This window comes from Micromonospora sp. NPDC049275, from assembly GCF_043197115.1.
In the GTDB taxonomy this organism is placed as follows: Bacteria; Actinomycetota; Actinomycetes; order Mycobacteriales; family Micromonosporaceae; genus Micromonospora.
In genome coordinates this window covers 1-11,636 of sequence record NZ_JBICSN010000009.1, presented here as the reverse complement: position 1 = coordinate 11,636, position 11,636 = coordinate 1, and the positions used below count along the sequence as shown (strand labels likewise).

General features: G+C 71.6%; 11 protein-coding genes. 4 read left to right on the top strand and 7 right to left on the bottom strand.

The window, feature by feature from the left end:
- Positions 1-5: 5 nt before the first annotated feature.
- From ACGFIE_RS24060 to ACGFIE_RS24040, 5 genes are all read right to left on the bottom strand, one after another.
- Positions 6-656, bottom strand: coding sequence for a prephenate dehydratase (locus tag ACGFIE_RS24060; RefSeq protein ID WP_393298158.1), 651 nt, complete (start codon positions 654-656; stop codon positions 6-8).
- Complete coding sequence (locus ACGFIE_RS24055; protein ID WP_393298155.1) at positions 640-2,064, bottom strand: phenylacetate--CoA ligase family protein; 1,425 nt, start codon at positions 2,062-2,064, stop codon at positions 640-642. The genes ACGFIE_RS24060 and ACGFIE_RS24055 overlap by 17 nt, the downstream gene beginning before the upstream one ends.
- 65 nt (positions 2,065-2,129) lie before the next feature.
- A complete protein-coding gene (locus ACGFIE_RS24050) occupies positions 2,130-2,840 on the bottom strand; it encodes an SDR family NAD(P)-dependent oxidoreductase (protein ID WP_393298151.1) in 711 nt (236 codons plus the stop codon).
- Positions 2,837-3,430, bottom strand: coding sequence for an anthranilate synthase component II (locus ACGFIE_RS24045; RefSeq protein ID WP_393298148.1), 594 nt, complete (start codon positions 3,428-3,430; stop codon positions 2,837-2,839). The genes ACGFIE_RS24050 and ACGFIE_RS24045 overlap by 4 nt, the downstream gene beginning before the upstream one ends.
- Positions 3,427-4,881, bottom strand: a complete 1,455-nt coding sequence (locus ACGFIE_RS24040) for an anthranilate synthase component I family protein (RefSeq protein WP_393298145.1) — start codon at positions 4,879-4,881, stop codon at positions 3,427-3,429. The genes ACGFIE_RS24045 and ACGFIE_RS24040 overlap by 4 nt, the downstream gene beginning before the upstream one ends.
- Positions 4,882-5,294: 413 nt before the next feature.
- On the opposite strand from ACGFIE_RS24040, the gene ACGFIE_RS24035 reads away from it, so the two are divergent.
- Positions 5,295-6,644, top strand: coding sequence for a PLP-dependent aminotransferase family protein (locus tag ACGFIE_RS24035; protein ID WP_393298142.1), 1,350 nt, complete (start codon positions 5,295-5,297; stop codon positions 6,642-6,644).
- Here ACGFIE_RS24035 and ACGFIE_RS24030 read toward each other — a convergent pair.
- Together ACGFIE_RS24030 and ACGFIE_RS24025 are read right to left on the bottom strand one after the other, a co-directional pair.
- Complete coding sequence (locus ACGFIE_RS24030) at positions 6,557-7,102, bottom strand: GNAT family N-acetyltransferase (RefSeq protein WP_393298139.1); 546 nt, start codon at positions 7,100-7,102, stop codon at positions 6,557-6,559. The two genes, ACGFIE_RS24035 and ACGFIE_RS24030, sit on opposite strands and share 88 nt — an antisense overlap.
- A gap of 43 nt (positions 7,103-7,145) precedes the next feature.
- Positions 7,146-7,859: an alpha/beta fold hydrolase gene (locus tag ACGFIE_RS24025; protein ID WP_393298136.1), complete on the bottom strand. Its 714-nt coding sequence runs from the start codon at positions 7,857-7,859 to the stop codon at positions 7,146-7,148.
- Positions 7,860-8,021: 162 nt separating this feature from the next.
- Between ACGFIE_RS24025 and ACGFIE_RS24020 the strand changes: the two genes are divergently transcribed.
- The 3 genes from ACGFIE_RS24020 to ACGFIE_RS24010 all read left to right on the top strand — a co-directional run bounded on the left by ACGFIE_RS24020 (position 8,022) and on the right by ACGFIE_RS24010 (position 11,425).
- A complete protein-coding gene (locus ACGFIE_RS24020) occupies positions 8,022-8,537 on the top strand; it encodes a GNAT family N-acetyltransferase (protein ID WP_393298133.1) in 516 nt (171 codons plus the stop codon).
- Positions 8,538-8,760: 223 nt separating this feature from the next.
- Complete coding sequence (locus ACGFIE_RS24015) at positions 8,761-10,275, top strand: family 43 glycosylhydrolase (protein WP_393298130.1); 1,515 nt, start codon at positions 8,761-8,763, stop codon at positions 10,273-10,275.
- A gap of 97 nt (positions 10,276-10,372) precedes the next feature.
- A complete protein-coding gene (locus ACGFIE_RS24010; protein ID WP_393298127.1) occupies positions 10,373-11,425 on the top strand; it encodes an SMP-30/gluconolactonase/LRE family protein in 1,053 nt (350 codons plus the stop codon).
- The last annotated feature ends 211 nt before the right edge of the window (positions 11,426-11,636 follow it).

Sequence of the window (11,636 nt, the reverse complement as noted above, 5' to 3'; positions counted from 1 at the left end):
TGGTGTCAGCGGCGGCCGAACAGGGTCCACACGATCTCGGCGCCCGGGCGGCGGGCCACCCAGCGCAGGCCGTGGCCGTCGACCCCGGGCGCGTTGGTCACGGCGAGGTCGGCGCCGCCGGCCGCGAGGATCTCGGCGGCGCGCTGGGTGGAGTCTGCGTCGACCCACCGGACCTCCCGGTCCCGCAGGCCCGGTGGCGCGAGGTCGGTGAAGATCCGCCGGACCTCCCAGAGGGCGGCCACGGCGAGCTGGCCACCGGACAGGTCCGGCCCGCGGTCCGGGTGGGCCGCGATGCCGTACTCCGGGGTGGCCTGCGCGAAGTAGGCCTCCAACCGCAGGTCGCGGTGCCAGTGGAAGCGGGTGAGCCCCTGATAGGCGCTCGGCACGAGGGCCTGGTCGACCCGCCGGTCCACGAGCGCCGCGAGCACCGCGTCGAAGGTGTCGGACAGCTCGACGCGCAGCCCGTGCCGCTCGGCGAGGAACACAGCGGTCAGGTGGCTGGACGTTCCGGGCGGGCCGAGCGTGGCCAGCGTGGTGCCGGGCCGGCTCGCCCAGCCGTCCACCACACTGCGCCAGCGCCGCCCGTACGCCTCGGCGAGCGGCCCGGGCAGCGCCGGCACCCGCTCGTCGGCGACGGTCTCAGGTGGTGTAGCCACGGTTGCCCGCCATCCGCTGCGCCACCTGGGTCTCGTGGTCGGCCTCGACCCGTCGGTCGACGATCCGGGCGGCCTTCCAGCTCACGAAGGCGCCGGTGCTGACGATCGGGTCGAGCCCGTCGGTCAGCTCCACCTCGACGGGCACGCCGAGCGCGGCGGCGGCCCGCTCCCGGACGCCGTCGGTCACCCCGGCGGGGTCGTCGACAAGTTCCTTGAGCAGTTCCAGGCGGACGGTCAGCCGGTCACCGCCGGCGGCCGGGTCGTGGTCGATCACCACCTGGTAGCCGCCCGAGCCGGTGACCCCGGAGAGGACCGCCATCTCGATCTGGCCGGCGGTGAAGCGCCGCCCGCCCAGCTCGATGCGGTCCAGGGTGCGACCGACGATCTGCACGAGGTCGCCGGCCATCTCGCAGTCGCAGTCGGAGGCCTCGACGATCACCGCGTCGCCGGTGCGGTAGCGAACGAGCGGCTTCACCCCGTCGACAAGCATGGTGACGGTGAGTTCCCCGCTGCCGCGCGGACCGTGCGACGCGCCCGTCTCCGGGTCCACCACCTCGATCAGGTAGTTGGTCTGGGAGAGGTGCATCCGCTTGTTCCGGCAGGCGGTGGCGATGACGAACGCCTCCTGCGAGCCGTACAGGATGTTGTAGACGTCCGCGCCCCAGACGGACTCCAGGTTGCGAGCCAGCGCCGGGGTGCACATCTCGCCGGTGACGAAGAGCAGCTTGACGGCGAAGTCCTCGCGCAGCCGGTAGCCGTAGTGCTCGGCCGCCTTGGCGAGCATCATGGCCACGCCCGGCGTGCAGCAGACGACCTCCAGCTCCAGGTCCTTCATGAGCTGCAACGCCTTGGCGAAGCCGATCACCGGCGAGTACGGCCAGATCTTCGCGTTGAGCGAGCCGACGTTGCGCGCGATGTCACCGAGGGTGTCGCCGAACGAGTGCACCTCGGTCGGCCCCATCAGCCCGATCCGTGGCGCGTGGTCGCCGAAGTGGTGACGGAAGATCGACGCCCAGGACTCGGTGACGTGGGCGTTGCTGGCCACCACCTCCCGGCCGTCGCGCGGGCACGGGGTCGCACGGCCCGTCGTGCCCGTCGTCTCGTAGAAGAAGACCCCGTCGGCCAGCGGGCGGCTGAGCACGTCGAGCATCTCCTCGCGCAGGTGCGTCTTCGTCGTGAAGGGCAGCCGGTCGAGGGTCGCCGGTGTGATCGTGGTGAGGTCGACGTCGGCCAGGTGCCGGGCGTAGAACGGCGAGCCCGTGGTCACCTGGTCGAGCACCGTCCGCAGTTGGCGTTCCCGCCACGCGTCCAGGTCGGCGGGAGCGAGGGTGCGGTCGTAGAAGGACTTGTGCAGGGCCAGGTAGTCGACGGCGAAGTCAGCCGCCGGTCCGGTGGTCGGAAGCCACATGGTCGGGATCCTCTCCAGGGTGAGCCGGCCGCGGTGCGAATCGGCGGGCGGGCGGTGACGCGACCTCAGTGCAGGCCGCCGTTGACGTCCAGCACCGTGGCGGTGACGTAGCTGCTGGCCGGCTCGGCGAGCCAGGCGACGGCCGCGGCGATCTCGGCAGGTGTGCCGAACCGGCCGACGGGGATCCGGGCCCGGTAGTCGTCTCGACGCCGCGCCGGGATCCGAGCGGCCATCGGGGTCTCGACCAGGCCGGGAGCGACCGCGTTGACCCGGATCCGGTGCTCGGCGAGCGCCCGGCCGAGGCTGTGGGTGAGCGCGATGCACGCGCCCTTCGACGCCCCGTACGCCGCGTCCGGGCTGCCGGACTGCCCGCTGATCGAGGCGACGTTCACCACCGTGCCCGGCCGGTCGGCGCCGATCAGGGCGCGGGCGAACGCCTGTGTGCAGAAGAACGCCGCGCCCACGTTGACGTCGAACACCTGCGCGTACGTCTTCGGGTCGTAGTCGAGGAACGCTCGGGCGTGGTAGACGCCGGCGTTGTTCACCAGCACCGTGGGCAGCCCGTACCGCTCGCGGATGCCCGCGAAGAGCTGCTCCACCTGCTCCGGCACGGCCACGTCGGCGACCAGCGAGGCGTACGCCGTCGGATCCCCGGCAGGGTCGACGTCCACGCCGAGCACCCGGTGCCCGGACGCGGTCAGGGCCGCCGTGATGGCCCGACCGATGCCGCCCGCCGCGCCGGTGACCACGGCGAGGGGCGACGATTCGTCGGTCACGACGCTCCCGCCGTCAGCGCCGCCGACGCGCCGCGCAGGAAGTTGTCGAACAGCCGCAGCCCGTCCTCGGTGAGCACACTCTCCGGGTGGAACTGCACCCCCTCGACCGCGAGGGCCCGGTGTCGTACCCCCATCACGTAGCCGTCGTCGGACGACCGCGCGGTGACGTGCAGGGCCAGCGGCGCCGGGTCCGCGACGATGAGCGAGTGGTAGCGGGTCACGGTGAGCGGGGCGGGCGCTCCGTCGAAGACCCCCCGACCGTCGTGCGTGACGACGCTTGTCTTGCCGTGCATCAGGTGCTTGGCTACCGCGATCGTCCCCCCGTAGGCGAGACCGATGGCCTGGTGGCCGAGGCAGACGCCGAGCAGCGGGACGTGGCCGGCGAAGGCGCGCACCAGCTCCACGTGCCCGGACTCGGCGGGATGACCCGGCCCCGGGCCGAGTACCACCGCGTCCGGCCGCAGGGCCGCGAGCTCGTCGCTGGTCCGCGTCCGGGAGCGGACCACAATGGTCCGCGCGCCGAGCGTCCGCAGGTACTGGTCGATGATGTGGGTGAAACTGTCGTACGCGTCGACGAGCAGGACCTTCACGACAGCAGCTCCGCACCGGTCAGGGCCCAGTAGGTGGCGCTCATCTTGGCCAGCGTCTCCCGCCACTCGTCGCCGGGTGTGGAGTCGGCCACCACACCGGCGGACGCCTGGGTGCGGTAGCGCCGGCCGTCGTGCACGGCGGTGCGGATGCAGAGCGCGAGGACCGCGTACCCGCGGACGTCCACCAGCCCGACGGCGCCCGCGTAGACGCCCCGGGGCTCGTCCTCCAGGCCGTCGATGATCTCCATCGCCCGCAGCTTCGGCGCGCCGGTCATGGTGCCGGCCGGGAAGGTGGCGCAGATCGCCGCCCACACGTCGGCGTCGTCGGCGAGCTGGCCGGAGACGGTGGAGACCAGGTGGTGCACGTACGCGAACGGCTCGACGTCGAACATGGCGTCGACGCTGAGCGTGCCTGGCACGCAGACCCGGCCGATGTCGTTGCGGCACAGGTCGACGAGCATGACGTGCTCGGCGCGTTCCTTCTCGCTGGCGGCCAGCTCGGCCACCCGCCGGCGGTCGGTCTCCGGATCGGTGGCCCGGGGCGCGGTGCCGGCGATCGGCCGCATCGACAGCCGGCCCTGTTCGATGCGCAGGAACAGTTCCGGGCTCGCACCGATGACGGTCCGGCCGGCCCACGGGGTCAGGTACATGTACGGCGACGGGTTGCGGTGGCGCAGCCGCCGGTAGACCTCCAGCGGCGTGAGCGTGGTCTCCACGTCGATCCGGTGGCCGATCTGGATCTGGTAGCTGTCCCCGACCTCGATGTGGCGCAGGCACTGCTTCACCCGGGCGGCGAACGTCTCCTCGTCGACGGTGTCCCGGACGAGGCTGGGCACAGGGGCGGCCGGGATCTCCGAATCATTCACCGGCGACTCCGGCAGCCGGAGCGCACCGTCGTTTCGTGGCAGGTGCGGGCCGCTGGCGGAGAGCTGTCGGACCGTGCCGCTGCGCAGGTCCCACCAGACGGTGTGCCGGAACAGCGCGAGCGTGCAGCGGGGGATGTCGTCGACCACCCGGTCGACGGAGAGCTCGTCCATGTCCCGCGCGGCCTCGTACGCGAGGGTGGTGAGGAAACCGAAGGCGAAGCTGTCGGCGGAGACGCTGGTGCGTACCGCGAACGCCCGCTGCACGGCCCGGACGGCGGCCCACACCTCGGGCGGCCCGGCGACCGGCCAGACCCGCTGGGTGCCGAGGTGCCCGACCGGCTCGCCCAGGACGGCGGTCAGGACGGCGGCCAGGGCGTCGCCGAGCGCGCCGTCGGCGGTCACCTCCAGCCGGTCGGCGATGAACCGCACCTCGGCGAGAAGGCCCCAGCCGACGGCTGCGGCATAACGGTCCTGAGCGGGACCGTCCAGACTTTCGAAGAGATACAGATCGTTGTCGGCGCAACTTTCCGCGAGTGCCGTATAGAGCGACAATGGATCGATCGACGGCAGTGTGAGAGATGTCACCTCGATGGGAATTGAGTCGGCCAATGGTGTACGGGTGGCCGCCACCGAATGCGACCTGACGGGCCACGTGACGAGCTCGGTTGACAATAGGGACACTTGCGGAACCCCCTCTGAACAGCCCGATTTCGGCGCCATCGTTGGCGCGGACCCCGCCGACGACGCGGCAGGTCGGACCCTTCCCCCCAGACGAAGGACTCGCACGACCACGCTGACACCGGCAGTGGAGACGTCCGCATTGGACATTCTCGGAACGTACGCCCTGATTCGCCGGTCAGTGAGTGGTTGCGCGCCCGGCCAACACTTTCCACAGGCACAGATCATGCTGTCCATACCACTTCGACTATCTCGGAGCGGACCACTTGTCCCTGAATCTAAGCCTGTCAATTGACGCTCAATCACGTGAAACGCTGGCGGTGCAGCTCCGTAACGCATTCCGTACGCAGATCGAGGAGGGGGCGCTGCGTCCCGGCACCCGCGTGCCGTCGAGCCGGCAGCTCGCCGCCGATCTCGGGGTGTCCCGCAGTGTGGTCGTCGAGGCGTACGAACAGCTCTGCGCCGAGGGCTACCTCGTCTCCCAGCACGGCTCGGGCACGTCCGTGGCCGCGGCGGCGCGTACCGATGTCGGCTCGGCACTCACCCCGGACGACCGCACACCCGCCGCACCCGTCTGCGACCTGCGCACCGGCGGCCTGCACGACTCCACCTTTCCCCGCCAGGACTGGATCCGCGCGGTCAGCGCGGTGGTCACCTCGGCCGGCCGCCGCGAGCTGGGGTACGCCCCACCGTCGGGCCTGCCGGTCGTCCGGCACACCCTCGCCGGTTACCTCGGCCGGGTACGTGGCGTACGCACCCGACCCGAGCACCTCATGATCACTTCAGGCTTCGCGCAGGGGCTCGCGCTGCTCTGCCGAGAGCTACGCGACCGGGGCCACGACACCGTGGGGGTGGAGGACCCGGGGCACCCTGGCGAGTGGGAGTTCATCGCCGAGGCCGGACTGCGTCCGGTGGGCATCCCGGTGGACGGCGACGGCATCCGGGTCGACGCGCTGGCCGCGAGCGGGGTCCGCGCCGCGCTGGTCACCCCGGCGAGCCAGTTCCCGACCGGGGCCACGCTCAGCGCGCAACGCCGGGCGCACCTCGTCGCCTGGGCCGAGGAAGTGGACGGCTACCTCGTCGAGGACGACTTCGACGCCGCCCTCGTCGCCCCGGCGCAGCGGATGCCGGCGCTACAGAGCCTCGCGCCGGACCGGGTCATCTACGCCGGCAGCGCCAGCAAGGTCCTCGCCCCGGCGCTGCGCCTCGGCTGGCTGGCCACACCACCCGACCTCACCGCGGGCGTGGAGCGGGTCCGCGCCGGCTGGGACATCGGCTGCTCCGGTCTGGAGCAACTCGCCTTCGCCCGGCTGATCGACACGGGCGCCTTCGACAGGCACCTGCGCCGACTCGGCGCCGACGTGCAGAAACGTCGTCAGGCGGTGCAGCAGTTCGTCACCCGCCACCTGCCCGACGTCAGCGTCCTCGGCCAGCACGGCGGGCTCCAGGCGTACCTGGTGCTGCCCGCGCGGTGCGCCGAGGAGCCGTTGGTGCAGGCGGCCCGCCGTCGGTCGGTGCTGGTCCGCGGTGGCCGCTTCTACGCCCTGCGCGCGGACGGCAGGCCGCCGGCGCTGGTCGTCGGCTACTCCGGGGTACGCGGCCCCGAGCTGGTCCGGGGTCTGGGCGGGATCGCGGCGGCGTACCGGGAGACGACCGGCCGCGGCGGTTGATCAGTGGTTGCGCCCGGCCGGGTCGGCTCGCGCACCATGAACACGTCGATCGGGTCCTCGGTCTCGACGGTGAAGCCGTGCCGCTCGTAGAACCGCCGGGCCGCACTGCCCCGCAGCACGTTCAACCGGACCCGGGCGCCGTCGCGGTCGCACCGCTCCAGCAGCCCGCGCAGCACTGCCGCACCGATCCCGCCGCCCTGCACATGGGGTGCCAGGTAGAAGTGCTCCAGCCAGTGGGCGTCGTCGGCCGGCCGCAGCGACACGCAGCCGGCGAACGCGCCGCCCACCTCGATCAGCCAGGTGTGCGCGGGCGCGAAGCCGTCCCGCAGCCGTTGGCGCACCCGCTGCTCGTCGTAGCGCCCGAGCCGTTCCAGATCCGCCCGCAGCACCACGGCCCGCAGCTCGGCCACGGCCTCGGCGTCCGCCGCCGACGCCTGCCGAACCGTCCAGTCCCCCATGATCGCCAGGCTACGCCGGGCCTGCCTGCCCGCCGGCGTCGCGTCAGCTGGTGGCCCGGACCGCCTCGATGATCGACTCGGCGACCTCGCCCGGCCGGGCCACCGTCATCGCGTGCGAGCCGCCGACGACCTCGCGCTGGCCGCGCGGGGCAGCCCGCTCGGCCATGAACCGGTGCACGGCGGCCGGGATGTTCTTGTCGGCGTCGCCGAAGACGAACCAGCTCGGCAGGGATCGCCAGGCAGGATCGCCGGCGAGCCCGTCGCTCAGGGCCTGCTCGGTGATCGGCCGCTGGGTCCGGGCCATCAGCGCGGCGACGTCGGCCGACGAGTCCGCGGCGAACTGCGCGTGATAGGCGTCCTGGCCGATCGCCATCTCGTTGCCGCCGGACGACAGCGGATACTGCACCAGGGTGTCGGCGAGCGTGCTGCCGGGGAACTTCCCGGACAGCGACAACCCCGACTCACCGGTGTCCGGGGCGAAGGCGTTGACGTACACGAGGGCCCGCACCGAGGTCTCGCCCGCCGCGGCCTGCGTGATGACCATGCCTCCGTAGGAATGACCGACGAGGACGACGGGGCCGCCGGTCCCGCGTGCCACATCCCGCACGTACGCGGCGTCGCCCGCGACGCTGCGCAGCGGATTGGCGGCGGCCACCACGTTGTACGCGGCGCCCAGCCGCTCGATCACGCCGTTCCAACTCGACGAGTCGGCGAACGCGCCGTGCACGAGGACGATGGTGGGCTCCGGATCGGGCATGACACGCACTCCCTTGCTCCGTGACAGTGTTCATCCGCCGGCCGCGCCGACGGGGCTGATTACCCGTTCCGCGGCCGTGAAACGTCAGGTCCCACCGCGCGGGCCCTCTGGTGTGCCGTAATCGGCTTGTGCCCGGTGTCGAGGGCTGCTTCCCTGTCGCCCGTGACCGAACTTCGAACGACCCGACTGCGCCTGCACGCCATCGACGCGGCGGAGGGCCAACGCATCGTCGCCCGGCGTCCCGAGGCCGACGACGCCTGGGCCGACGACTATCCGTTCGACGGCGACATCCACGGGGTCCGGGCCTTCCTCGACGCCACGGCAGCTCACGGGGACCAGCGTCCCTTCGGGCACTACCGGATCACCCGGGCCACCGACGGGAGGGCCGTCGGTGGCATCGGCTTCAAGGGTCAGCCGGACGACGGATGCGCCGAGGTCGGCTACGGCCTCTCCCCGTCCGCACGTGGTCACGGCTACGCGGCGGAGGCACTCGCGGCCCTGCTGGACGTCGCGGCCGGTCACGGGCTGTCCCGCGTGGTCGCCGACACCACCGCGGACAACGTCGCCTCCCAGCGGACGCTCGAACGCGCCGGGTTCCGCCGCCTCGGCACCAGCGGCGACCTCCACCGGTACGAGGTACTCCTCGACGCGACCGGGCGACCGACTCGGACGCGGTAGCTCGGCCCTCCTCCTCCGCTGTGCCGCACCGGCCGACGGGACCCTCGACGACCGGAACATCTTGACACCCGTCGATGTTAGCGCCAACACTTAGGGCCGTTACCTGGGCGCAACGCCCTCGTCACAATCCCGACCCGCGGGCGCTGCTTCCCAGCGGGTGCCGCGGGTCGATCGCCGCTTCCGCGGCCGGTCGACTCTCGCGCACAGACGTCACGGAGGACAGATGCCGCTGCGACTCCACCGCACCGAGTCAGCCACCCGCCTACCCACCGGCGCCTGGCGTACCGGTCGCGGAGGCTCCCGAGGCCCACGAGCGGCCCTGGCGGCGGTGCTGATGGTGTTCGCCGTGGCGGCGGGCCTGCCGATGGCCGGGCCTGCGCACGCCGCGCCCGCCGTCACCTATACCAATCCACTGGCGAACCAGCGGGCCGACCCGCACATCTTCCGGCACACCGACGGCTACTACTACCTGACCGCGACGGTGCCGCAGTACGACCGGATCGTGCTGCGTCGGGCGACCACCCTGCAGGGGTTGGCGACGGCGTCGGAGACGACGATCTGGAGCAGGCACACCAGCGGAGAGATGGGCGCCCACATCTGGGCGCCGGAGATCCACTTCATAAACAACAGGTGGTACGTCTACTTCGCGGCGGGCCGGACCGACGACGTGTGGCGCATCCGGATGTACGTGGTGGAGAACGCCAACGCCAATCCGCTTACCGGTGGCTGGACCGAACGCGGCCGGATCACGACGCCCTGGGACACCTTCAGCCTGGACGCCTCGACCTTCGTGGCCAACGGGGTGCGCTACCTGACCTGGGCGCAGCAGGAGCCGGGGATCTCCACCAACTCGAACGTCTACCTCGCCCGGATGGGCGCCAACCCGTGGCAGATCACGGGCACGGTGACCCGGCTCGTCGTGCCGACGTACGACTGGGAGACCCGCGGCTACCGCGTCGCCGAGGGGCCCGCCGTCATCCAGCGCGACGGCCGTCTCTTCCTGACCTACTCGGCCAGCGCCACGGACGCCAACTACTGCCTCGGGATGTTGAGCGCCTCCGCCAGCGCGAACCTGCTCGACGCCGCCGCCTGGAGCAAGAGCCCCAACCCGGTGTTCACCAGCAACGCGTCCACCGGCCAGTACGGCCCCGGCCACAACTCGTTCACCGTCTCCGAGGACGGGCAGAGCGACATCCTCGTCTACCACGACCGCAACTACCGCGACATCAGCGGTGATCCACTCAACGATCCGAACCGCCGGACCAGAGTGCAGAAGCTGTACTGGAACGCCGACGGCACGCCCAACTTCGGCATCCCGGTGCCCGACGGGGCAACCCCGGTCCGGCTGCGGTCGCACGACCTGACCACCAGCTACGTCCGGCACTACGACTACCGGGCCCGGGTCGAGCCGAACGTCACGAACCTCGCCGACTCCCAGTTCCGCATCGTCGGCGGCCTCGCCGGCGCAGGATCGGTGTCGCTGGAGTCGACCAACTTCCCGGGCTACTACCTACGTCACTACGGCTTCGCCCTGTCCATCGCGCGCAACGACGGCTCGTCGGTCTTCTCCAGCGACGCGAGCTTCCAGCGCCGAACGGGCCTGGCCGACAGCGCCGGACTCTCCCTGGAGTCGCAGAACTACCCGGGCCGGTACGTGCGCCACCGCGACGGCCTGCTCTACCTGGAAGCGGTCGGTACGAGCGCAGAGCGCGCCTCGGCCACCTTCCACCTGGAATAGCCGCCCATCGCGGACCGGCACGTGGTCGGTCCGTCCCCCACCCCGACACCGTCGGCCGCCGGTCATCGCGACCCGCCGACGCCGATTGGAGCATCCGATGACCTGGCGACCCACCATTGCCGTACTGGCCGGTCTGTGCCTCGCGACCGCCGCCGCCCCGCTGCCCGCCGGTGCCGCCGCCGGTTCTGTGAGCGCTCACACCACGGCCGCCGCCGCGCTCGCCGGCCCGCCCGGCACACCGCCCGGCGCCTGCCCGACGGGCGCCGTTTACGGCTCGCCGCTGCCGTCGGGCTCCCTGACCGCGACGAAGATCCGGAGTGGATTCAACTTCCTCGAAGGGCCTGTCTGGGTCGCCGACGGCGGCTACCTGCTCTTCTCCGACATGGCCAACGGCACCGGGCCCTACAACGTCCAGCCGTCCACGATCCGCCGGTTCACTCCGCCGTCGACCTTCGACACGTTCATCGCCAACGCCGGCAGCAACGGTCTGGCGCTCAGCGCCGACGGCCAGCAGATCATCGCGGCGACCCACGACCAGCGGAGCGTGTCCGCGTACCGGTTGAGCGACCGCAGCCGCAGCACCGTCGCGGCGAACTACCAGGGCCGGGCGTTCAACTCGCCCAACGACGTCGCGGTCCGCTCCGATGGCGTCACCTACTTCACCGACCCCAACTTCCAGCGCGGCAACCGACCGGACCAGATGAACGGGCGTACCAGCGTCTTCCGCGTCGTCAACGGTCAGGTGTCAGTTGTGGACAACCAGCTGCGCCAGCCCAACGGCATCGCGCTCTCGCCGGACGGCGCCACGCTGTACGTGGGCGCCTACTCCGAGAACAAGATCTACAAGTACGTCGTCCAGCCCGACGGCAGCATCGGCGCGCGCAGCGTCTTCGTGAACTACATCGGCGGTCCGGACGGTGTGACGATCGACTGCGCCGGCAACGTGTACTGGGCCGCGGGCGGGGACTCCCTGGTCCACGTCTACTCCCCCACGGGCACCCAGCTCGGCACGATCCGGCCCGGCTTCTCCGGTACGACGAACGTGGCCTTCGGCGGGCCCGACCGGCAGACGCTCTACATCACCTCGGGTCCGTGGGGCGACTCCGGCCTCTACAGCGTGCGGCTCAACGTCCCGGGCTATCCGTACTGAGGGCAATTCCTGGCCCTGGCTGGGGGGCGGTGGGCGCAGCCGGAGGCGGCGGTGACCGTCGGTCACCTTCGTGGGGGCGGACGCGGTCGTGAGCGGTATACCGCAGAGTCATATTCACTTGCGTTTTAACGTGTGTGGGGTTTTTTGATCACGGGGTGTCGTGGTGCGGGGCCTCGTGGTGTGCCTTTGGGGCGGCCGGGGCCGGGGTGGA

What these genes read in the sequence shown, in the direction of transcription:
- ACGFIE_RS24025 (WP_393298136.1), bottom strand. Translation starts at nt 7,859, where the DNA reads ATGCCCGATCCGGAGCCCACCATCGTCCTCGTGCACGGCGCGTTCGCC.
- ACGFIE_RS24030 (WP_393298139.1), bottom strand. Translation starts at nt 7,102, where the DNA reads ATGGGGGACTGGACGGTTCGGCAGGCGTCGGCGGCGGACGCCGAGGCC.
- ACGFIE_RS24015 (WP_393298130.1), top strand. Translation starts at nt 8,761, where the DNA reads ATGCCGCTGCGACTCCACCGCACCGAGTCAGCCACCCGCCTACCCACC.
- ACGFIE_RS24055 (WP_393298155.1), bottom strand. Translation starts at nt 2,064, where the DNA reads ATGTGGCTTCCGACCACCGGACCGGCGGCTGACTTCGCCGTCGACTAC.
- ACGFIE_RS24010 (WP_393298127.1), top strand. Translation starts at nt 10,373, where the DNA reads ATGACCTGGCGACCCACCATTGCCGTACTGGCCGGTCTGTGCCTCGCG.